The 21,486-nt window shown below is 68.6% G+C and carries 19 protein-coding genes; 12 read left to right on the plus strand and 7 right to left on the minus strand.

Annotation, left to right across the window (positions count from 1 at the left end):
* The first annotated feature begins 34 nt into the window (after positions 1-34).
* From ACFXKA_RS12345 to ACFXKA_RS12355, 3 genes are all read left to right on the plus strand, one after another.
* Complete coding sequence (locus ACFXKA_RS12345) at positions 35-691, plus strand: CHAP domain-containing protein (protein ID WP_379427254.1); 657 nt, start codon at positions 35-37, stop codon at positions 689-691.
* A gap of 156 nt (positions 692-847) precedes the next feature.
* Positions 848-2,080, plus strand: coding sequence for a hypothetical protein (locus ACFXKA_RS12350; RefSeq protein WP_379427255.1), 1,233 nt, complete (start codon positions 848-850; stop codon positions 2,078-2,080).
* 295 nt (positions 2,081-2,375) lie between these two features.
* A complete protein-coding gene (locus ACFXKA_RS12355; protein ID WP_379427256.1) occupies positions 2,376-3,101 on the plus strand; it encodes a DUF1906 domain-containing protein in 726 nt (241 codons plus the stop codon).
* Here the strand turns inward: ACFXKA_RS12355 and ACFXKA_RS12360 are convergent, their stop codons facing one another.
* Entirely contained in the window at positions 3,102-3,470 is a 369-nt protein-coding gene (locus ACFXKA_RS12360) for a hypothetical protein (protein WP_364606939.1), read from the minus strand. It lies immediately after the preceding gene.
* Between the two features lie 112 nt (positions 3,471-3,582).
* Positions 3,583-4,335 (minus strand): hypothetical protein, encoded by a 753-nt coding sequence (locus ACFXKA_RS12365; protein ID WP_354833565.1) that lies wholly within the window; start codon positions 4,333-4,335, stop codon positions 3,583-3,585.
* A 345-nt stretch (positions 4,336-4,680) separates the two neighbouring features.
* Between ACFXKA_RS12365 and ACFXKA_RS12370 the strand changes: the two genes are divergently transcribed.
* Together ACFXKA_RS12370 and ACFXKA_RS12375 are read left to right on the plus strand one after the other, a co-directional pair.
* Positions 4,681-5,913 (plus strand): mannosyltransferase, encoded by a 1,233-nt coding sequence (locus ACFXKA_RS12370; RefSeq protein WP_379427448.1) that lies wholly within the window; start codon positions 4,681-4,683, stop codon positions 5,911-5,913.
* A 184-nt stretch (positions 5,914-6,097) separates the two neighbouring features.
* Positions 6,098-7,318, plus strand: a complete 1,221-nt coding sequence (locus ACFXKA_RS12375; RefSeq protein ID WP_379427257.1) for a mannosyltransferase — start codon at positions 6,098-6,100, stop codon at positions 7,316-7,318.
* On the opposite strand, the gene ACFXKA_RS12380 is transcribed toward ACFXKA_RS12375, so the two are convergent.
* Entirely contained in the window at positions 7,260-7,553 is a 294-nt protein-coding gene (locus ACFXKA_RS12380; protein WP_379427449.1) for a 4a-hydroxytetrahydrobiopterin dehydratase, read from the minus strand. The two genes, ACFXKA_RS12375 and ACFXKA_RS12380, sit on opposite strands and share 59 nt — an antisense overlap.
* A 20-nt stretch (positions 7,554-7,573) precedes the next feature.
* On the minus strand, positions 7,574-7,750 hold the full coding sequence (locus ACFXKA_RS12385; RefSeq protein WP_354833569.1) for a hypothetical protein: 177 nt from the start codon (positions 7,748-7,750) through the stop codon (positions 7,574-7,576).
* A gap of 170 nt (positions 7,751-7,920) precedes the next feature.
* On the opposite strand from ACFXKA_RS12385, the gene typA reads away from it, so the two are divergent.
* The 6 genes from typA to ACFXKA_RS12415 all read left to right on the plus strand — a co-directional run bounded on the left by typA (position 7,921) and on the right by ACFXKA_RS12415 (position 14,784).
* Positions 7,921-9,816, plus strand: a complete 1,896-nt coding sequence (gene typA, locus ACFXKA_RS12390) for a translational GTPase TypA (protein WP_354833570.1) — start codon at positions 7,921-7,923, stop codon at positions 9,814-9,816.
* Between the two features lie 257 nt (positions 9,817-10,073).
* Positions 10,074-11,816, plus strand: a complete 1,743-nt coding sequence (locus ACFXKA_RS12395; RefSeq protein WP_379427258.1) for an ABC transporter family substrate-binding protein — start codon at positions 10,074-10,076, stop codon at positions 11,814-11,816.
* Positions 11,813-12,706 carry an N-acetyl-1-D-myo-inositol-2-amino-2-deoxy-alpha-D-glucopyranoside deacetylase gene (mshB, locus tag ACFXKA_RS12400; RefSeq protein ID WP_354833574.1) on the plus strand — a complete coding sequence of 298 codons (894 nt, stop codon included), beginning with the start codon at positions 11,813-11,815 and terminating at the stop codon, positions 12,704-12,706. Before ACFXKA_RS12395 ends, mshB begins: the two co-directional genes overlap by 4 nt.
* Positions 12,707-12,718: 12 nt before the next feature.
* Positions 12,719-12,877, plus strand: coding sequence for a hypothetical protein (locus tag ACFXKA_RS12405; protein ID WP_326306468.1), 159 nt, complete (start codon positions 12,719-12,721; stop codon positions 12,875-12,877).
* Entirely contained in the window at positions 12,874-13,371 is a 498-nt protein-coding gene (locus tag ACFXKA_RS12410) for a hypothetical protein (protein WP_354833576.1), read from the plus strand. Before ACFXKA_RS12405 ends, ACFXKA_RS12410 begins: the two co-directional genes overlap by 4 nt.
* Positions 13,372-13,443: 72 nt before the next feature.
* A complete protein-coding gene (locus ACFXKA_RS12415) occupies positions 13,444-14,784 on the plus strand; it encodes an FAD-binding oxidoreductase (RefSeq protein WP_379427259.1) in 1,341 nt (446 codons plus the stop codon).
* Positions 14,785-14,839: 55 nt separating this feature from the next.
* On the opposite strand, the gene ACFXKA_RS12420 is transcribed toward ACFXKA_RS12415, so the two are convergent.
* The 3 genes from ACFXKA_RS12420 to ACFXKA_RS12430 all read right to left on the minus strand — a co-directional run bounded on the left by ACFXKA_RS12420 (position 14,840) and on the right by ACFXKA_RS12430 (position 18,556).
* On the minus strand, positions 14,840-16,339 hold the full coding sequence (locus tag ACFXKA_RS12420; RefSeq protein ID WP_379427450.1) for a PH domain-containing protein: 1,500 nt from the start codon (positions 16,337-16,339) through the stop codon (positions 14,840-14,842).
* Positions 16,340-16,476: 137 nt separating this feature from the next.
* Positions 16,477-16,983, minus strand: a complete 507-nt coding sequence (locus ACFXKA_RS12425; protein WP_354833582.1) for a PH domain-containing protein — start codon at positions 16,981-16,983, stop codon at positions 16,477-16,479.
* Between the two features lie 88 nt (positions 16,984-17,071).
* Positions 17,072-18,556 carry a hypothetical protein gene (locus ACFXKA_RS12430; RefSeq protein WP_379427260.1) on the minus strand — a complete coding sequence of 495 codons (1,485 nt, stop codon included), beginning with the start codon at positions 18,554-18,556 and terminating at the stop codon, positions 17,072-17,074.
* 171 nt (positions 18,557-18,727) lie between these two features.
* Here ACFXKA_RS12430 and ACFXKA_RS12435 point away from each other — a divergent pair, with 171 nt between their 5' ends.
* Positions 18,728-21,433 (plus strand): bifunctional FO biosynthesis protein CofGH, encoded by a 2,706-nt coding sequence (locus ACFXKA_RS12435; protein ID WP_379427261.1) that lies wholly within the window; start codon positions 18,728-18,730, stop codon positions 21,431-21,433.
* Positions 21,434-21,486: the final 53 nt, after the last annotated feature.

Below are 21,486 nucleotides of genomic sequence, written 5' to 3' on the forward strand. Positions count from 1 at the left end.
AGGCCGACGGCCGGCCGGAACGGGGGAGGTCCGTATGACAGTCGAGTTCGAGCGCCCGCAGCGCAGACGGCGGCGCTGGCTGGTGGTGAGCACCGTTGCGCTGGTGGTGATTTCGGCGCTGAGTGCCGGGGGAGTGCTCGGCGTGCGGTGGTGGCAGCAGCACCGGCACGAGGAGCCCTACGGCCCGCCGGAGCTGGACGGGCGTCTGCTGCACGACTTTCCGCAGGTCGATTTCGCCGGGTTGAGTCCCGGGCAGGCGCAGGTGGTCGATGTTCTGCGACAGCAATTCGACGAACAGAGCGGTAGGGACAAATACTCCGAGGGCATTGCCGAACCCTGGTGCGCCGACTTCGTCAGCTGGGTGATGCGCGCGGCCGGACAACCGTTGAGCAATCCGAATTCCGGATCCTGGCGGATTCCCGGCGTGTACACCCTGGAGGAGTACTACCGGGGACAGCACCGTTTCGAGCAGGCGAACAACGGATATCTACCGCGGGTCGGCGATGTGGTGATGTACTCGGATTCCAGTGTGTTCCATCAGCACACGAATATCGTTATCGCGGCGGATTCGGATACCATCACCACGGTGGGCGGCAATGAGGCCGGTGAATCCGGCGGTGTCGCCATCCACAAATTCCGACCGTCCGGCACATCAGGGCTGGTCGGCTTCGGGCGATTGGGAACACGCTGATTCCACATTCTGGAAACACGCGGGGCGGGGTGTACTACTGAGCGCATCTTCCGCTTACGATGGGTTTCGGCGGCGCCCGGCAGCGTCGTCGATTGATCCCTGTCCTGCTGCCCCCTCATCGGCAGGACAGGGGTCCCCGCCCGACGAAAGTAGCTGATGACGTCGTCCGACCAACCGACCTGGATCGATTACGCCGAATTCGGCGAACGTTTCGTGGCGGCGGCGGTGACGGAAACCCGGATCGAATCGGCGGTCTCCAGCGTGGCCGGGCGCGGAATCACCATCGGCCCCTTCGGAATCGGGCCCGCCGGGCTCGCCCGGTTCGTGGCCAAGGGCAGCATCGGCAAACCCACCGTCATCCGGCGCGGGCCGCACGTGCACTTCGACGTCATGCTCCCGGTGAAACTGCGGGTCGACGTCACCCTCGGCGGGCAGCGGCTGCGGCTGGAGGCGGTGGTGGAGATCGACCTCAGCATGCACGCCCGCACCGCCGATCCGCTGCTCATCGTCATCGACATCCCCCCGGTCACCGGGCGCGACGTCAGCTTCGTCATGCGCGCGCAGGCCATCGGCACCGCCTGGGAACTGCTGCTGGACCCGATCGCCAAACTGGTGCAGCGCGAGGTCGCCAATCGCATCAATGCCATTCTGGCCGACCCGGATTCGCAGCGCGGCCGCACCTTCGACGTGCAGGCCATCATGGACGGCACCCGCTCGGCCTACCGCGGGCGGCCCACCCACGAGTGGATCGGCTACGACGAATTCGGCCGCCGGTTCTTCGCGCGCATCGTGACCGCGGAACGGGTGCGGCAGGTGGTGGAATCGATGGCGGGCAAGCCCATCGAGGTCGGCCCGCTGCGCACCGGCCCGGGCAACAAGGCCGAGGTCTGGGTGCAGGGCAGTGTGCGACTACCGAGGGTCGCCGCCGCCGGTCCGGTCACCGTTACGCCCGTGCCCGAGCCGCGGATCGCCGAATTGCCCCATGCCGCGGCCGAATCCGCGGCGGCAGCGGCCGCGGCGGCCGAGGCACATGCGAATTCCCACGATCCGGCGCTCGTGCGCTTCGACCTCACCATTCCGGTGAGCCTGGACATCTCCGTGGACGTGCTCAAGACCAACCGCTATCGGGCCGAGGTGCAGGTGCCGGTGGCCCTCACCGCGCGTGCCGCCGAGCCGTTGCTGATCGTCATCGACGCGGTGCCGCCGCGCGCCCGTGACATCGATCTGGAGATGACCGCCGAAGGCTGGCGGGCGGCCGCGCTGGGCAAGCTGGCCGGCATGCGCAAGCAGATCGCTGCCCAGGTCGCGAAGGTCGTGCGCGCCGAGGTGGCCGACGTGTCGCGCCGGACCATCGATGTGGGCGCCCGGCTGGACTCGACGCGCGTCTGAGGTCCCAGCCCCGCGGCAATTCGATAGCTGTTGATTCGCCACCGGCCGGTCGTTGCCTGGTTTCGCCCCGATGTGACATATGGTGCCGATGTGCTCGATGAGCCTGGCGATTCCAATGTGAATATGGTGAAATGAGGGCACGTTCAGGGCTCCCGGCGCACGGATGATCTTGTTTCATCGGGGAAGGTGCGCCGGGCACGCCGCAAGTAGTTCCAACCGGTCACCGGTGAGACGCCGTCTCCCCATCGTCACGACTGGAATGTTCGACCAGCGAGTGTGTGCGAAGGAGCCCGTGATGCGTCCTGCCCATGTCAATCGACGGAAATTCCTCTCCGGGGCCACGGCTCTCGCCGCCGGAGTCACCCCCGGACTGACCCTCCCACCCGCCGCCGCGGCAGCCAGGCAACAGCTCGGCACCCTCCTCGACTACGCCGGCGGTGTCCCCTCCGCCCAATCCATCAGCGACGACGGCCATATCGGCGTCATCCGCTACGTCTCCGACCGGCGGCCCGGCGCCGAATGGATGGCGGGCAAACCGCTGCTCGCCCGCGAGGTCGACGCCCTGCGCGACGCGGGCCTGTCGGTGGTCTCCTGCTACCAGTTCGGCAAGGGGCCGACCGCCGACTGGCGCGGCGGTTACGCGGCCGGATTGCAGCACGCCGCACGGGGATTGATCCTGCACAAGGCCGCGGGCGGGCCCGACACCGCGCCCATCTACGCCTCCATCGACGACAACCCCGGCGACGACGATTTCGAGCAGTTCATCGAGCCGTACCTGCGCGGCTGGGAGACCGTCATCGGGCACGGCCGCACCGGCGTCTACGCGAACTCGCCGACCATCGACAACATTCGGGACGCGGGCCTGTGCTCCTTCTTCTGGCAACACAATTGGGGCACCCCGAAGGGCTACGTCCACCCTGCCGCCACCCTGCACCAGTTCGAGATCGACAAGCGCGAGGTCGACGGCGTCTCCGTGGACGTCAATGCCGTACTCGCCCCGCAGTACGGCCAATGGTGGTAACTAGGTCTGGCAGTGGCAGGTCGGGTCGGTCGCCAGGTCCGGCTCCTCGGGGACGACCCGGAGCATGAGGTGGGGGTCGGTGTGTTCGTCCTCGCCGCTGCCGTCGGCGAAGACCTCACCGTTCCCGTTCCAGGAGAACAGGGACCAGCGGGACAGCGCCGAGAAGGCGGAGCCGAGGCTGCCGAAGGAAGCCGAGGAGATGAGAGAGCCGAACGAGCCCACCGACCCGATCGACAGCACCGAGCCCACGCTGCCGATGGACAGGATCGAATAGGCCGAGCCGATCGACAGGATCGATCCCTCGGAACGAATCGAGAGGATCGACCGGCGCGAATGCAGTCCCCGTACGGGGTTGGTCACAGCGGCCATAGTTGTCGGTCTACCACAGGAAACCCGCCGTGCAAACGATTTCGCCCCCGTCCCTTCCGTGTGGCTACGGAGGAGAACAGGGGCGAAATTCTCGGCTACGTCGGGGTGTCCGTCAGGCGACCGTGAAGAATCCGATGGTCGGCAGGAACGAGCAGGTGATCGGCTGCGACTCCGGATCGGCCTGAGTCGTCAGCGAACCCGAGACGATGGCGACCACGCGACCGGAACCGGTGTTCGCGATGGCCGACAGGGTGGCCGGGCCGTCCGGGTTGATGTGCGCGTCATTGGTCAGGTTCTGGGTCGCGGTGGCGCGCGTGTCGAGGTTCAGCCACTGCACCGTCATCGGGGCGGGCTGCACATCGGTGGGCTGCTTGGTGCCCAGCGCGGTGAACACGAAACCGGCCTGGCCCTGCGCCGGTCCGGGCGGGGGCAGCTGCGCCGGACCGCCGACGGCCAGCGCGGTGCCCACCGAGTCGGCGGAGGGGGAGATGCAGCCCTTACCGATGGTCGGCCACAGGAACTGCGAGATGACCGGGCCATCCTTCGGGATGTCCGGGCCGCCACCGCCACTGCCGTCGAGGAACGTGATGACGGCGAGCAGCGTGGTCTTCACCTGCGCCGGCAGGTTGCTGCTCTCCAGCAGCTGCTTGGCCTGGGCGAGAATGGCGTTCTTGGGGCCCGCGTCCGCGATATCGGCGGGACCGGTGGCCGCGCCGATGATGGCGGGGACCAGCGAGGCCAGCGCGTCGACCGGAACCCCTTCGGGGATCATCGGAATCGACGCGCTCTTGGGTGCCGGCGCGGGGTTCGCGTAGGCCGTCGGCACGGCGACGGTGGCGCAGGCCGCCAGGGCCAATGCGGACATTGCGAACCGCGATCCTCGGGTGCGAAGCACTGGTGTAGCCGTCCTTACCTTCAGGGACATCTAGCAGCGATGGAGCCATCGCTCCGCGCCACTCTAGGGACCGGGCTGCCGTGTTGTACAGCCGCGGTGTGATCTTGGCGAACTCGATCAGCTGACGCTATCGAACGGGCGACCAGAGTGCCTGTTACAGATGGGGTCGGTGATGCAAATGTTACAGCGAAGGGTCCGCGCTGCACGAGACATTCTGCTGGGCGACTACGCTTACCGGGGCCACCGCAACGCCGCATTCGCGAGGCCCGCAAGCCGCATTCGCCAGCCGTGCACTCGGCCGGTGACCCGCCCGAGCTGAAAGACAGTGCCGTGAATCGACACTTCCACATGGCCGCCGCGGCACTGGGTATTTCGGTGCTGGCCCGTCTCGTGTGGGTTCTGTTCCTGCCCAATGGCATGAACTTCGTGGACCTGCACGTCTATGTGGACGGCTCCGCGAATCTGTTCGGCGGGAATCTCTACGACTACACCGATTCCAGTAAGACGCCGGACTTTCCGCTGCCGTTCACCTATCCGCCGTTCGCGGCGCTGGTGTTCTATCCGCTGCATTTCCTGCCCTTCGCGGTGGTAGCCATCGGATGGCTGCTCGCCACGGTGGCGGCGCTGTTCGGCGTGGTGTGGTTGGCGCTGGAGATGATGGTCGGCCGCGAGGCCATGCGGGAACGGTCCTGGCGCACCGCCGCGGTGGCGTGGACGGCGATCGGCATGTGGCTGGAGCCGGTGCGCTCGACCTTCGACTACGGCCAGGTCAATGTGTTCCTGGTGCTGCTCGCCATGATCGCGGTCCGCAGCGCGCGCTGGTGGGTGTCGGGCACGCTGGTCGGCGTGGCCGCCGGCATCAAGCTGACGCCGGCCGTCACCGGGCTGTATTTCGCGGCCCGCAAACGCTGGTTGACGGCGATCTGGTCGGCGGTGGTCTTCTTCGGGACCATTCTGCTGACCTATCTTTTCGCTCCCGGCGAGACCGACAAGTACTTCCGCGAATTGCTCGGCGACGCGCATCGCATCGGGCCGGTCGGATCGGCGACCAATCAGTCGCTGCGCGGCGCGCTCAGCCGGCTGCTCGGTCACGACGTGGTGTCCGGGCCGGTGTGGATCGCGGCCGCGCTGGTGACGGCCGTGCTCGCGTTCTTCGCTTGGCGCGCACTGGATTCCGACGATCGGCTGGGCACGCTGATCATCGTGCAGCTGTTCGGGTTGATGGTGTCGCCGATCTCCTGGTCGCACCACTGGATCTGGCTCCTGCCGGTCATCCTGTGGCTGTGCTACGGCCCGCTGCGGCAGGCGGCGGGCGCCCGGGTGCTGGCCGGTTACTGGCTGGTGGTGACGCTGATCGGCGTGCCCTGGGTACTGGGCTTCTTCCAGGATTCGATCTGGACCATCTCGCGTCGGGGCATCCTGTCGTGGCTGGGCGCGGTGGACGTGCTCGGCGTGCTGGCGCTCTATGCCTGGATCATCCGGGCGGGCCGGCTCAGCCCCGGACATCCGGTCGATCGAACTCGTGAGCAAGAGCTGTCCGACCGGTGAGGTGAGATTTTCAGCGCGAGATCCGCGTCCCGAATATCTCGGGCGCCTCGAATGTCGGTGGTGCCCTTAATATTTGGGGTGCGCGGGATGATCGTTGGTCCGGCTACGCTCATCGAGCGCCGAAAAGGCCTGCTCGCCAGCCGTGAATTCCGGTCGGTGATCCACCCGACCGAAAGCCCGTGCCGTGAATCGACGTTTCCGCCTGGCTGCCGCCGCCCTCGGCATCTCGGTGCTGGTCCGCCTGCTGTGGGCGCTGTTCTGGCCCAGCAATCTGATCCTCGTGGACCTGCACGTCTATGTCGAAGGGGCCGCGAATCTATTCCGCGGGAACCTCTACGACTGGACCGATTCCAGCCGGTCACCACAATTTCCGCTGCCGTTCACCTATCCACCGTTCGCGGCGCTCGTCCTGTATCCGCTGCATTTCCTGCCCTTCGACGTGGTGGCCGTCGGCTGGCTGCTGGCCACGGCGGCGGCGCTGTTCGGCATCGTGTGGATCTCGCTGGAGATGATCGTGGGCCGGGAGGCCATGCACGAACAGTCCTGGCGCACCACCGCGGTGGCGTGGACCGCGGGTGGCATGTGGCTGGAACCGGTGCGGTCCACCCTCGATTACGGCCAGGTCAATGTGTTCCTGGTGCTGCTCGCCATGGTCGCGGCGCGCAGTGCCCGGTGGTGGGTGTCGGGTGCGCTGGTCGGCCTGGGTGCGGGGGTCAAGCTGACCCCGGCGGTGACCGGGCTGTATTTCGTGGCCCGCCGGCAGTGGCTCGCGGTGATCTGGTCGGCGGTGGCCTTCGCCGGGACCATCGGCCTGACCTTCCTGCTCACGCCGGGGGAAACCAGGAGGTACTTCGGGGACCTGGTCGGCGATCCGGGCCGCATCGGGCCGGTCGGTTCGGTGATCAATCAGTCGCTGCGCGGGGCGCTCAGCCGCCTGGCCGGCCACGACATCGGGTCCGGGCTGCTGTGGAAGACATCCGTGGTGGTGACGGCCGTGCTCGCGTTCTTCGCCTGGCGCGCACTGCGTTCCGATGATCGGCTGGGCACGCTGATCATCGTGCAGTTGTTCGGTTTGATGGCGTCGCCGATCTCCTGGTCACACCACTGGGTCTGCCTGGTCCCGCTGATTCTGTGGCTCCTCCACGGTCCGCTGCGCGAGGCCGCCGGTGCGCGCCTGATGGCCGCGTACTGGCTGTTCACAACGGTGATCGGGGTGCCCTGGATGCTGGGAACCCTGCAGAAGTCGATGTGGGATATCTCGCGTCCGGGTTATCTGGCCTGGCTGGGCGCGGCGAACGCGATCGGGGTGCTGGCCCTCTATGCGTGGATGATCCGGGCCGGGCGGCTCAGCTCTGAGCGTGCAGTTGATCGATCTCGTGAGCGAGAGCCATATCGCGTTTCGTGAGACCGCCCGCGGAGTGGGTGGACAGCGTGAAAGTGACCCGCCGCCAGCGGATATCGATATCGGGATGGTGGTCGGCGGCCTCGGCCGCGGCGGCCACCCGGCGCACCAGTTCGATGCCGGCCAGGAATGAGGGGGCCTGGATGGTGCGCGTGATGCTGTTGCCCTCACGGGTCCATTCGGGCAGTTCGGTGAGGGCCTTGGCGATGTCGTCGTCGGAGAGCAGCGCAGGACTCATGACTCCGGTGTACTCCGGTTTCAGGCCGCCCGCGCGAGTTTCAGGCACTTCTTGAGTTCCTTGCCGCAGCAGCCTGCGGCTTCGGCCTTTTTCATCCGCGTAATCACAACCGGGCATTTCAGGCATCGCGTCTTCTTGCGGCAGCATTTCTTCTTCGGCTTCAGACCGGATACGTGTTTGGCCTTCACCTTGCCCATGGTTGGTTAGCTTAACCTAACCTCTGCCCATTGACCATGTGGCCTAGTACGCCCGGTAGTCTGTAGCTCGCCGCATGCCCGGTGGAGTTCGCCATGTCTCGTCGTAGGCAGCCCCACGCATGAGACCCATCCGGGTCGGCAACAGACTTTTTCACCAGGAGGAATCAAACGTGTCGTCTGTCGAGTTCCGCAACGTCGCCATCGTGGCGCACGTCGACCACGGCAAGACAACACTGGTCGACGCCATGCTCCGGCAATCCGGTGCGTTCGCCGAACGTGCCGAACTCGTCGACCGAGTGATGGACTCCGGTGACCTCGAGCGCGAGAAGGGCATCACCATTCTCGCCAAGAACACCGCTGTTCACCGGCATAACGCCGACGGATCGGTCACCGTCATCAATGTCATCGACACCCCCGGCCACGCCGACTTCGGTGGTGAGGTGGAGCGCGGCCTGTCCATGGTGGACGGCGTCGTGCTGCTCGTCGACGCGTCCGAGGGTCCGCTGCCGCAGACCCGCTTCGTGCTGCGCAAGGCCCTCGCGGCCTCGCTGCCGGTGATCCTGGTGGTCAACAAGACCGACCGCCCGGACGCCCGCATCGAGGAGGTCGTCGAGGAATCCCACGACCTGCTGCTGGACCTGGCCTCCGACCTCGACGACGAGGCCTCCGAGGCCGCCGAGCTGGCCCTCGACCTGCCGGTGCTCTACGCCTCCGGCCGTGCGGGCGTGGCGTCCACCAGCCGCCCCGACAATGGCCAGGTGCCGGCCGCGGAGAACCTCGACGAGCTGTTCGAGGTCCTGATGAAGTACGTTCCCGCCCCCAAGGGAGACCCGAAGGCCACCCTGCAGGCGCACGTCACCAACCTCGACGCGTCCCCGTTCCTGGGCCGAATCGGCCTGGTGCGCATCCACAACGGCACCCTGAAGAAGGGCCAGAACGTCGCGTGGATGCACGGCGACGGCGTCAAGACCGTCAAGATCACCGAGCTGCTCAAGACCATCGGCGTCGAGCGCCAGCCCGGCGAGGAGGCCGTGGCCGGTGACATCGTCGCCATCGCGGGCATTCCGGACATCATGATCGGCGACACCCTCGCCGACGTCGACAACCCGGTCGCGCTGCCGCGCATCACCGTCGACGAGCCGGCCATCTCGGTGACCATCGGCACCAACACCTCGCCGCTGGTCGGCCGGGTGCAGGGCCACAAGCTGACCGCCCGCATGGTGAAGTCGCGCCTGGACCAGGAGCTGGTCGGCAACGTGTCGCTGCGGGTGCTCGACATCGGCCGCCCGGACGCCTGGGAGGTGCAGGGCCGTGGTGAACTCGCGCTGGCCATCCTGGTCGAGCAGATGCGCCGCGAGGGCTTCGAGCTGACCGTCGGCAAGCCGCAGGTGGTCACCAAGACCGTCGACGGCAAGGTGCACGAGCCCTTCGAAGAGCTGACCATCGACTGCCCGGACGAGTACCTGGGCGCCGTCACCCAGCTGCTGGCCGCCCGCAAGGGCAAGATGGTCCAGATGAGCAACCACTCGGCCGGGTGGGTGCGCATGGAGTTCATCGTCCCGTCGCGTGGCCTGATCGGTTTCCGCACCGACTTCCTCACCGAGACCCGCGGCACCGGTATCGCCAACGCCGTGTTCGACGGCTACGCGCCGTGGGCCGGTGAGATCCGCGCCCGCCACACCGGTTCGCTGGTCTCCGACCGCAATGGTTCGGTCACCCCGTTCGCCATGATCCAGCTGGCCGACCGTGGCCAGTTCTTCGTGGAGCCGGGCGCCGACACCTACGAGGGCCACGTGGTCGGCATCAACCCGCGTGCGGAGGATCTCGACATCAACGTCACCCGCGAGAAGAAGCTGACCAATATGCGGTCCGCCACCGGTGACGTGCTCGAGACCCTGGCCAAGCCGCTGCAGCTGGATCTCGAGGGCGCCATGGAGTTCTGTGCCGCCGACGAGTGCGTCGAGGTGACCCCGGAGATCGTGCGTGTGCGCAAGGTCATCCTGAACGCCAACGACCGTCAGCGCGAGATCTCCCGCCGCAAGGCCCGCGACCGCGCGGCGCAGTAACCAGTCGATCAGCACGGGGCCGGGCAGGAGTCGTTGCCCGGCCCTTGGGGTGCTCGCCTAGGATCTCTTGCGCACTCAGTTCGCGGCGCTCCGCGCCGCGAACTGTGCAGGCAACCCGGCACCGCGAATCATCGCGCGATGATTCGCGGCCGTCTCGATTCTGGACTGACGGAGCGGGGGAGCGAAGCGGAGGAGCGGAGGAGGGAAGAATTCAGACCTCGGGGCCGCGAATCCGCCCGGAGCGAAGCGGAGGGCAAATGACACAGCTGCGCGCGGTGCTGTTGATGGTGGCGACCCTGTTGGCGGTCGCGACCGGATGCACCGCGAATCCGCCACCGCCCATCGAATCCACCGACAGTCCGAAGACGCAGCCGGCCAAGCCGGGGAAGAACTCCGTCGTGGTCGCGGTCGACGACATCGGGATCGGGTTCAATCCGCATCTGCGGTCGCAGCAGTCGCCGGCGACGGCGGCGGTCGCTTCGATGGTGTTGCCGAGCCCGTTCCGGCCCGGTCCGACGCCGGGGGTGCCGGGCGGCACGGACTGGATACTGGATCCGGCGCTCATGGTGTCGGCGGATGTGACGGCGCAGGAGCCGTTCACCATCACCTACCAGCTCAAGAACGAGGCGTCCTGGTCCGACGGCGCGCCAATCGCGGCCGAGGACTTCAAATATCTCTGGCAGCAGATGATCACGCAGCCGGGCACGGTGGATCCCGCGGGCTATCGGCTGATCTCGGATGTCAGTTCGTCGGCGGGCGGCAAGACGGTGGCGGTCACCATGACGCAGCCGTATCCCGCCTGGCGGCAGCTGTTCTCGGATCTGCTGCCCCAGCATCTGGTCAAGGACTCGGGTTTCGAGCAGGGGTTGATCGACACCATCCGGATATCCGGCGGCCAGTTCCGGATCAAGCAGGCCGACCGCGGCCGCGAGGAGATCCTGCTGGAACGCAACGACCGGTACTGGGGTCAGCCCGCGGTGCCGGATCAGATTCTGTTGCGGCGCGGCGGAACTCCCGCGCAGGTGGCGGAGTCGCTGCGGGTCGGGGACGCGCAGATGGCGCTGGTGCACGGCGGTGTGGCGTTGCAGGCGCAGCTGGCGGCGATTCCGTCGGTGCGTACGGCCACCATGCCGCAGTCGCGGGAGATGCAGCTGGCGCTCAACGGTCGCAGCGGCGACCTGGCGGATGTCCGGGTGCGGCGCGCGGTGCTGGCGCTGCTGGACCCGGTGCTGCTGGCCACGGTCGGCGCGCAGACCGGCAGCTGGGTGGAACCGGCTCGGGCGCAAGTACTTTCGCCCTCGGATCCGGGTTATGTCGCGACCCAGCCGCCGCGCCTGAGCCAGGAGGAGGCGTTCGGGCTGCTGGCCGAGGCCGGATTCGCGCGGGCCGCGGAGACGCCGGCCACGCAGTCGGCGACCTCGCCCGCCCCGCAGCCGCGGTCGCTGGCCAAGAACGGTAAATCGCTGACGGTGCGGATCGGCGCGGTGGACGGCGACACCACCACGCTGGCGGTGGCCAATACCGCCGCCGACCAATTGCGCAGTGCCGGAATCGATGTCGTCGTGCGTAGTGTCACGGCCTCGCAGCTGTACGGCAAGGAGCTGACCGACGTCGGGGTCGACGCCGTGGTCGGCTGGGAACGCACCGGTGAGGATCCGGCCACGGTGCTGGCGTCGCGGTACGGATGCACGCCGGTGGCGCCGCCGGGTGACACCGCCGACACCACCGTCGCGGACGGGGCGAAGAAGTCCCCGTCGAATGTGTCCGGCGTATGCGATCCGACCCTGCAGCCCGCCATCGACGCGGCCCTGCGCGGCGTCGATGTGGGCAAGGTGATCGGCGAGACCGAGCCCAAGCTGTGGGAACTGGCGACGGTGCTGCCCATCGTGCAGGACACCCAGGTCGCCGCGGCGGGCCCGCGGGTGGACGGGGCCTCGCTGAGCGGCGCCATTCAGACCGGCATCTTCGGTGATGCCGCCAACTGGCGGAGGCTGCCGTGAATCCTCTCGATGCTTCCCGGCACGGCCTGCTGCTGGTGCACGCGCATCCGGACGACGAGTCCATCACCACCGGCGGCACCATCGCCCACTATCGCAAGCGCGGCCTCCCCGTCACCGTGGTGACCTGCACGCTCGGCGAGGAGGGCGAGGTCATCGGCGACGACTACGCGCATCTGGTGGCCGGGCAGGCCGACCAGCTGGGCGGTTACCGCATTCTCGAATTGACCAGGGCGCTGGCCGAATTGGATGCCGGGGTGCCGCATTTCCTGGGCGGCGCGGGCCGCTGGCGGGATTCCGGCATGGCCGGGACGCCGTCGGCGCGCAATCCCCGTGCCTTCGTGAACTCCGGCACCGCCGCGACCGACGCGCTGGTGCAGGTGATCCTGGAGCTGCGTCCGCGCGTGGTGATCGGCTACGACCCGCGCGGCGGCTACGGGCATCCGGATCACGTTCGCGCGCACCAGATCACCATGGCGGCCGTCGACGCCGCCTCGGACTGGGGTTGGACGGTCCCGAAGGTGTACTGGACGGTCACCGACCGCACCGTGCTGGCCATGCACACCGAGTCGTTGAAGCGCCGCACGGTGGATCAGCTGCCGGGTGCGCTGCCGCGCGGCTGGCGGCTGCCGCACGTGGGCGAATTGGCTTGTGTGCCAGCGGAATCCGTGACCACGACGGTGGATGTCTCGGATGTGCTGGCGGCCAAGCGCGCGGCCCTGCGGGCACACGCGACCCAGGTGACGGTGGCCCCCTCGGGCCGGGAGTTCGCACTGTCGAACGATGTCGCTCAGCCGGTGCTGCCGGAGGAGCATTACATTCTGGTGCGTGGCGAGCGCGGCCCGCTGGGCCCCGACGGCCGCGAACATGATCTTCTCGGTGGCCTGGAATGAGAGACTGAGGCTATGTACAACTGGGACCTGCAGAACGCGATCGCGGCGTTCGTCGAGAGCCAGCGCCCCTACTTCGAGTGGCAGCACGAGCTGTACCTCTCGGTGCTCTACGGCTTCGTGGACATGCAGAGTCAGCTGCTGACGCTGCTCGGATTCCCGCCGGTGCCGTGACGGCGGCGGTCGGTGCCCGGACGGGCGATGCGGTGCTGGCGGCGGGACCGGTGCGCGGGGTGCTGACCGCGTTGATCGGCACGCTGCTGCTGGCCGACGCGGTGATCACGCTCGGGTTCGAGGTGCTGTTCCTGCCGATCTACGCCGGCCGGGCCCACATCCCGGAGCCGACGCCGGTGCTGGCCGCGGGCACCCTGGCCTCGAGCATGACCGATGGCGCGATCGCGGTGCCGCTCACGGCCCTGGCCGCCGCGGTGGTGAACGTGCTGCTGGTGATGGGCATGGGTGTGATCACCAAGCGGATCGGGGTGATGGCCCTGCCGATCCTGGTGTGGGTCCTGGGTTTCCTGATCTGCGCGGGTTTCAGTCCGAGCGGGTACGCCCTGCTCATGGGTGACTGGCCGACCATGCTGCTGCTCATCTGCGGTCTGCTGCCCGCGGGCATGTACCTCTACTACCGGGCGACCGTCCGCCTGGCCCGGACCGGAGCCTGACCGCACCGTGCTGCGGTTTTCCGACTTCTTTCGCCGCGCTGTCACACTTCGGCGGCCTGTCTCGTCCCCCTCGTGAATCGCAATCACGAGCGGGAACGAGGGAAGACGATGGGATTCGACGAGCTGCGCAATGCTGTCCGAGGCCGCGTCCTGGAGTCCGGTGACGCGGACTTCGAGCAGGCCGCGCGGCCGTGGAGCCTGGCCGTGACGCAGCCGGTGGCGGCGGTCGCCGAGGTCACCGACGCCGCGGACGTGGCGGCCGTGGTCCGCTACGCGGGTGCCGCGGGCCGCCCGGTGGTGACCCAGCCGACCGGGCACGGCGCGGCAGGCGGCGTCGACAGCGCGATCCTGCTACGGACCGGCGCGCTGAACCGGCTCGAGATCGATCCGGTCGCGCGGGTGGCCCGCGTCGGTGCGGGCGTGCGGTGGGGGCAGGTGCAGGAGGCCGCGGCCGGGCACGGTCTGACCGGGCTCGCGGGCAGCAATCCGGTGGTCGGCGTGACGGGTTACACGCTGGGCGGCGGCAAGAGCTGGTTCGGCCGTAAGTACGGCTGGGCGTCGAACGCGGTGCGCGCCTTCGAGATCGTGGACGCCGAGGGCCGCCCGGCCCGGGTGACCCCGGACGGTGATCCGGACCTGTTCTGGGCATTGTCCGGTGGCGGTGGCGATTTCGCCGTGGTGACGGGTCTCGAGTTCGAGCTCTTCCCGGCGCCGGGGCTGTACGGCGGCCGCATCACCTGGACCGCCGATCGGCTGCCCGAGGTGTGGGAAGCCTTCCGCGAGTTGGCTTCTCGAGCTCCCGATGAGTTGTCGGTGTGGTTCAACCGCTTCCGGTTCCCGCAGGCGCCGGAGATGGTGGGCGTGGACCTCGCCTATCTGGGCGATCCGGAGCAGGGCCGGACCCTGGTGTCCGCGCTGGACCGGATCGGCGGCGCGCTCACCGACACGCGGGCCGCCCGGTCGGTGGCCGACCTCGGCGACATCACCCAGGAGCCGGTCGATCCCAGCCCGGCCATCACCCGCGGCGAGCTGCTCGACGACCTGTCCCCGGCGGCGGAGAAGATCATTCTCGGCGAACCCCTCGCACCGCTGGTCAGCGTTCAGGTCCGCCATCTGGGCGGCGCGCTGGCCCGCCCGGCCGCGGGTGCGCGCGGTGCGCTCTCCGACCGCTACCTCGTCTCCACCCTCGGCCTCGGTCTGCCCCACCTGCGAGAGGCAGTGCACGCCAGGACGAATGCGCTGGTGGCGGAGTTCGGCGCGCTGGTGACGGGCAAGAAGCCCTTCACCTTCCTTGCCCCCGGTGAGTCGGCCGCCGCGGCCTTCGACGCGGCGACCTTGGACCGCCTGCGCACGATCAAGCGTGAGCGAGACCCGCAGAACGTGATTCGCTCGAACTACCCGGTGCTCGGCTGACCGCGCTGAATTCGGCTCGGCGGTGGAACATTCGATGCGCCGCCGAGCCGTTCGGTCACCGCCCGGCGGGGGTGCCCAGCTGTCCGGGGGTGACCGCGTCGATGAGGGACCACGCCTGGTCGATCGGCAGGTCGATGACGCGGTAGCGCTTCTTGCCCGCGGCGGAGGCGGCCACGACCGTGGCCACACCGGCGCGGCGCTGGAAGAGGGTCTGGCGGACGGTCCAGCCGATGACGCCGGGTGCCTCCAGGCAGTCGCGGTCGCGATCCAGGCAGCCGCTGCGGGTGATGAGCCAGGCCGGTTTGCCGTCGGCGGCGGGGAGCACGGCGTGGCCGAGTCCGCGGTAGCGGTCCCAGGCGAGGGCGGCGGCGATGGGGGTGGCGATGGCGAGGGTGATCCACATCCAGAGCGGGACGTGGCCGCCCGCAAGGGAAATGACGAGCAGCAGCACCGCGATGGCCGCGAGCGGGCCCAGCGTGCGGGTGTAGCGGCGGCGGTGGGCGGCCGGGCCGTGGGGGACCAGCGGCACGGTCACCAGCGGGGGTACCGGCAGGGTGGCTTCGGCCGGAAGGGTGGACGTGCCCAGCAGATGGGCGAGGGTGCGGTGCACGGCGGCGCGGGGAGCCTGCGGCAGGATCTTCTGCCGCGGGCTGGTGCCGGTCATGATGGCTTCGAGTTCGGCGGCTCCGGCCAGGCGCAGCAGCAGGGGCTCGTTGACGGTAGCGCCGCGCAGGCGGGCCAGGTCGAGGGTGGTCTGGCGGGTGGTGAACAGCCCGTGCCGCACGGTGAGGGTCTTGCCGTCGTCCAGCACGTTCAGGCCGAACCAGGTCATGAGGTAGCGCGCGCAGGCGGCGAGGCTGACCACGACGACCAGGATCACGACGAGCAGCGCGATCACCCCCGCGATGACGGTCGCGCTGCGGTGCCCGACATCCTGGACCGTGCCGGATCTCAGGAAGAGCTGGGCGAACCCGTACTGGAACGCCAGACCGACGACCGGCGCGATGATTGCGAAGCCGGTCAACGAGAGTGGCGCGTACCGCACCCAATCCGGTTGCCAGTGCGCGATTTCCACGACGGGATGGCCGGGCGTCGCGTCCGGTGTTTCGCCGTCGGTCGTAACCGTCTGGGCGTCAATGGATTCCGTGCCCGCCCGGGTGTGCGCCAGCAGTGCGAGCCGCAGTTCCGGCACCAGTTTGGCATCCAGCGAGTCCAGTTTGAACTGTTCCCGCTTCTCCGCGTGCTGCCCGGTGCCGATGGACAGCACCGCCAGTCCGAGTACCCGGTGCAGCAGGTCGGCCTGCACATCGACCGATCGGACCCGGTTGCGCGGCACCGACAGTCGTTTGCGCTGGATCAGTCCGGTGCGCAGCTCCACATTGTCGGGGGTGATGCGATAGGTGGTGGTGAACCAGCGGGTGAGCGCGAAGCCGACGATGATCGCCACCACGGCCAGGCTCCACCCGGGATTGTCCCGGCTCGCGCCCGCCACCAGCGTGGCGATCAGCACCGGAATGAAGCGGATGAGCTCGGTGACCGGGTGGACCAAAAGCATGCGCTTGTCGAGCCGCTGCCAGTGCTCGGCGTCCGGGCCGAGGGGCGTCCCCGGTCCCGATCCCGCGGTGATCGGTGAAAGCACTTCCGTCGGATAGGAATCCGGGAACACGTCCGGATCCGGCGGTGGCGGCTGGGTCATGTGGCGTCCCCCCGGTGCTGTGCGGCGATGGCGGTGAGCTGGGCGACGGTGTCGCGCGCGTCGGCCAGGGCGAGCGCGCTGATGTGCACGGCCCCGGCCGAGGAGGCGGTGGTGACGGTGACGGTGGCCAGCCCGAGCAGCCGTTCCAGCGGTCCGCGGTAGGTGTCCACGGTCTGCACGCGGGTGATGGGCGCGACCCTGCTTTCCTGGGTGAACCAGCCGGTCCGGGTGTAGACGGCCTCGTCGGTGATCTCCCACCGGTGCACGGCGTAGCGCCACAGCGGGATGGCCACGATGCTGAATATCGCTGCCAGCAGCACGATTCCGAATACCAGCGCCTGCAGGCCGCGCCGGTGTGTGTCGAACAGCGCCCAGACCCCCACTCCGAGGATCGGCACCACCCACGACAGCGCGGCGCTCAGCGCCCACAGCAGTTTGGCGCGTGGGCTGGGACGCCGCGACGGGCCGGCCAGGATGCCGCCGGGAGCGAGGGGCTGGGACATGCTGCCCATGCTTGCATGAATCCGGCCGCGGAGGCGGTTGTTACTAGAGAGGACCGGACGGTCGGTTTGTCGCGGCGGCGTCGGTCCGCTACTTGGGCGTAATGCGGAACAGTCCGGTCGTGGCGCCCTGGTATTGGATTCGGCCGGGCGCGATGGTGCCGACCATTTCCAGGGTGTCGTTCACGGTGGTCGCGCCGACGAACTGCTCGATGTCGACCTTGCCGGTATCGGCGTCGATCACCGCGAAGCTGTAGTTGTCGGTCACTCCCGCGCTGCCGCTGCCCAGGCCACTGCTGCCGCTGCTGCTGCCACTGCCGAGTGCGCCGCTGCCGCTGCCGAGCAGGGAGTGCCGGGTGAAGGTGTAGATCTTGCCGTCCGCGACCGACAGCCGCGGCACCGCCGAGGAGGGCACGGTGTTGGTCCAGACCACGGTGCAGCCGGAGCCGGTGACATCGATGCGGGTCATGCCGCCCGAAATCGGCGCGCTCGCGGGCTGACTGGTGCCGGCGTTGGGCGGCAGCGCCGGGTAGGGGTAGCCGTAGGTGCTGGCCACGAACACGCTGTTGCCCGAGCCGATGGGGGAGTTCTCGGTGCCGTCGATGGCGGGCACCGAGCACACCGGGCGGCCGGTGGCGGTGTCGAAGACGAGCAGGTTCTCCTTGGTGGCCGCGTTGTCGGTGATGGCCAGGTATTCGGTGCCGTCGCCGGGTCCGAAGAAGGTCGGCGTCGCGCCGGTGCCCCAGCTCAATTGGCCGGGCTTGCGGGCCGGGCCGCGGTCGTAGGCCTGCCGCCACACGATCTGCGGGTTGCCGCTGCCGTCCACGTTCAGCAGGTACAGCGCGTGGTCGGTGGCCACGGCCATGCCCTGGGGCGCGGTGGCGATGCTGTTGGCCACGTTCTCGCCGGGCGCGAGCACGATCGAGTGCGCGGTGCCGTCGGTGCTGACGAATCCGGCGGCGGCGCTGTCGGTGGCGAACCACACCCGGCCCTGGTAGTCGGGGGACACCGAACTGACCGCATCGCAGGTGCCGCCGCCGCAGTGTCCGGTGACCGCCTGTGTCACATCGGTTTTCGAGGCGATCGACAGTGACCAGGAGCCGTCGGAGCCGCGCTGGTGCCCGATCCGCAGCAGGCTGCCCGAGCCGTCCACGGTGACCATCTGGTCGTGGTTGTCCAGGTAGGCGTAGACCCCGCCGAGCAGGCTGCCCTTGGTCAGGTCGAGGTGCGCGAGGGTGTTGCCGTTGTTCGGGTCCAGCAGCAGCACTTCCGGCGCGCGATCGGTGACCTTCGTGCACAGCGCCTGCGGGAAGCCGTCCGCGCCCTGCAGGATCGTCGGGCAGGCAGCGCCCTCCTCGTGGAAGTCCGCGTTGACGCCGCCGGTGCCGACGCCGGGCAGTGGCGTGGTATCGGAGGCCTCGGCGTCGCCGTGCATGGTCGCGGTGCCCACCGGTCCCAGATACGGATTGGCGGGCGGCACCGGTCCGAATGCGGAGGCGGTGCTGGTGGCGATCGTCAGCAGGGCGGCGGCGCCCAGGCCGGCGACGACGGCGGCGCGGCGGATTTTCGCGAGCACGAAGGTCTCCCTCTTCTTCTGCGAAGTGGACGCCCGCGAGGCTATTTCATCGGAACCGAGATTTGAATAGATGAACTCGAGGATACGAATAATCAACTCGGAATACCGGACGTGGGTGGCAGGTTGGCTCGTTCCATGGCACCCGAGTCGGAACAGCCGGATGGATGGCGCATGATCGAGACCGTGACGGATCTACCGAACCCGAGCCTGCCGCCGAGGCCCACCAGCAGTTCGGCTGCGCCCACGGGTTCCGCCATGCCCGATGGTTCCGCTGTGCGCACCGATACTGCCGTGCCCACCGCCGCTGTGCCCACCGATTCCGCGATGCGCCGTGCGCTGCGCCGCGCCCGGGACGGTGCGACCCTCAATCTCGACGAGGCCGTGGTGCTGTTGCACGCCCGCGGCGCCGATCTGGAGGATCTGTGCGCGTCGGCCGCGCGGGTGCGCGATGCCGGGCTGCGGGAGTCCGGCTACACGGGTGAGGTGCTGCCGATCACCTACTCCCGCAAGGTGTTCATCCCCATCACGCATCTGTGTCGCGACCGCTGCCACTACTGCACCTTCGTCACCGTGCCCGGCAAGCTGCGCGCGCAGGGCAAGGGCATGTACATGGAGCCGGACGAGATTCTCGAGGTCGCCCGGCAGGGCGTCGAACTCGGTTGCAAGGAAGCGCTTTTCACCCTGGGTGACCGCCCGGAGGAGCGCTGGCCCGAGGCGCGGCAGTGGCTCGACGAGCGCGGCTACGACTCCACCCTGGATTACGTGCGCGCCATGGCGATTCGCGTGCTGGAGGAGACCGGCCTGCTGCCGCATCTGAATCCGGGCGTGATGAGCTGGGAGGAGCTGTCGCGGCTCAAGCCGGTGTCGCCGTCCATGGGCATGATGCTGGAGACCACCTCGACGCGGCTGTTCACCGAACCCGGTCAGGCGCACTACGGTTCGCCGGACAAGGACCCGGCGGTGCGGCTGCGCGCGCTCACCGACGCCGGACGCCTGTCGGTGCCGTTCACCACCGGCATCCTGGTGGGCATCGGCGAGACGGTGGTCGAGCGCGCCGAGTCGATTCTCGCGATTCGCAAGGTGCACAAGGCTTTCGGGCACGTGCAGGAAGTCATCGTGCAGAACTTCCTGGCCAAGCAGAACACCGCCATGCGCCACAGCCCGGATGCCGGGATGGAGGAGTTCCGGGCCGCCATCGCCGTGACCCGGCTGCTGATGGGGCCGAAGATGCGGATCCAGGCGCCGCCGAATCTGGTGTCGCTGGAGGAATGCCGGGCACTGCTGGCGGCGGGTATCGACGACTGGGGCGGGGTGTCGCCGCTCACCCCCGACCATGTGAATCCGGAACGGCCGTGGCCGAATCTGGAGACCCTCGCGCAGATCACCGCCGACTGCGGCTATGTCCTCACCGAGCGCATCACCGCCCACCCGAAGTATGTGCTGGCGGGCCATCCGTGGATCGATCCGCGGATTTCCGAACATGTTGCGGCACTGATGGATCCGAAGACCGGCCTGGCCGCCGACGTGAAGCCGTCCGGCCTGCCCTGGCAGGAGCCCGACCAGGATTGGGAATCGGTCGGCCGCATCGACCTGCACACCGCCATCGACGCCGAGGGCCGCCGGACCGAATCCCGCAGCGACGCTGGGATTGCTGATGATTCACTAGGAGCGTTCGGCGACTGGGAGAGCATCCGTGAGCAGGTGCTCGAGCTGGCTGGTTCCTCCGCCCCGGAGCGTGTCGACGCCGACGTGATGGCCGCCTTGCGCGCCGCCGAGCGGGACCCCGCGGGCCTGACCGACGACCAGTACCTGTCCCTGGCCACCGCCGACGGCCCGGCCCTGGAGGCCGTGACCGCGCTGGCCGACCAGCTGCGCCGCGATGCCGTGGGCGACGAGGTCACCTACATCGTCAACCGGAACATCAACTTCACCAATATCTGCTACACCGGCTGCCGCTTCTGCGCGTTCGCGCAGCGCAAGGGCGATGCCGACGCCTTCAGCCTGAGCCCGGCCGAGGTCGCCGACCGCGCCTGGGAGGCCTGGGTCGAGGGCGCGACCGAGATCTGCATGCAGGGCGGCATCGATCCGGAGCTGCCGGTCACCGGCTACGCGGATCTGGTGCGCGCCATCAAGGCTCGCGTCCCCGGGATGCATGTGCACGCGTTCAGCCCGATGGAGATCGTCAATGGCGCGTCCCGCAGTGGGCAGTCGGTGCACGACTGGCTGTCGGCGCTGAAAGAGGCCGGGCTGGACAGCATTCCGGGCACCGCCGCCGAGATCCTGGACGACGAGGTGCGCTGGGTGCTGACCAAGGGCAAGCTGCCCGCCTCGGCCTGGGTGGATGTCGTCACCACCGCGCACCGGCTGGGCCTGCGCTCCAGCTCGACCATGATGTACGGCCACGTGGACAATCCCGAGCACTGGGTGGGTCACCTGCGCGTGCTGCGCGGAATCCAGGACGAGACCGGTGGTTTCACCGAATTCGTGCTGCTGCCGTTCGTGCACCAGAGCGCCCCGCTCTACCTCGCGGGCGCCTCCCGGCCCGGCCCGACCGTGCGGGAGAATCGGGCCGCGCACGCGCTGGCGCGGATCATGCTGCACGGCCGGATCGAGAATATTCAGACCAGCTGGGTCAAACTTGGTATCACGGGTACCCGGCTCATGTTGAACGGCGGCGCCAACGACCTCGGCGGCACGCTGATGGAGGAAACCATCTCCCGCATGGCCGGTTCCGAACATGGATCAGCCAAGACGGTCGAGGAACTGACGGAGATCGCGTCGGGTATCGGCCGCCCGGTCCGGCAGCGCACCACCACCTACGGTGTGCCACGGACCCGCTCGCTCGCCCGCCTCTCCGCGACGTCGGCGGACGGCTGAGAGCCGTTGGAGTCGCGCACCCGCGCCGGCGGTCAGGTGGGTGTCTGAATTTT

It is taken from the genome of Nocardia sp. NPDC059228 (assembly GCF_042754245.1).
Classification (GTDB): domain Bacteria; phylum Actinomycetota; class Actinomycetes; order Mycobacteriales; family Mycobacteriaceae; genus Nocardia.

Bases quoted from the DNA above. Each gene is read 5' to 3' on its own strand.
- ACFXKA_RS12395 (WP_379427258.1), top strand. From the start codon at position 10,074: ATGACACAGCTGCGCGCGGTGCTGTTGATGGTGGCGACCCTGTTGGCG.
- ACFXKA_RS12405 (WP_326306468.1), top strand. From the start codon at position 12,719: ATGTACAACTGGGACCTGCAGAACGCGATCGCGGCGTTCGTCGAGAGC.
- ACFXKA_RS12435 (WP_379427261.1), top strand. From the start codon at position 18,728: ATGATCGAGACCGTGACGGATCTACCGAACCCGAGCCTGCCGCCGAGG.
- ACFXKA_RS12355 (WP_379427256.1), top strand. From the start codon at position 2,376: ATGCGTCCTGCCCATGTCAATCGACGGAAATTCCTCTCCGGGGCCACG.
- ACFXKA_RS12360 (WP_364606939.1), bottom strand. From the start codon at position 3,470: ATGGCCGCTGTGACCAACCCCGTACGGGGACTGCATTCGCGCCGGTCG.
- ACFXKA_RS12385 (WP_354833569.1), bottom strand. From the start codon at position 7,750: ATGGGCAAGGTGAAGGCCAAACACGTATCCGGTCTGAAGCCGAAGAAG.
- ACFXKA_RS12365 (WP_354833565.1), bottom strand. From the start codon at position 4,335: ATGTCCGCATTGGCCCTGGCGGCCTGCGCCACCGTCGCCGTGCCGACG.
- ACFXKA_RS12420 (WP_379427450.1), bottom strand. From the start codon at position 16,339: ATGCTTTTGGTCCACCCGGTCACCGAGCTCATCCGCTTCATTCCGGTG.
- ACFXKA_RS12425 (WP_354833582.1), bottom strand. From the start codon at position 16,983: ATGTCCCAGCCCCTCGCTCCCGGCGGCATCCTGGCCGGCCCGTCGCGG.
- ACFXKA_RS12350 (WP_379427255.1), top strand. From the start codon at position 848: ATGACGTCGTCCGACCAACCGACCTGGATCGATTACGCCGAATTCGGC.
- ACFXKA_RS12345 (WP_379427254.1), top strand. From the start codon at position 35: ATGACAGTCGAGTTCGAGCGCCCGCAGCGCAGACGGCGGCGCTGGCTG.
- ACFXKA_RS12380 (WP_379427449.1), bottom strand. From the start codon at position 7,553: ATGAGTCCTGCGCTGCTCTCCGACGACGACATCGCCAAGGCCCTCACC.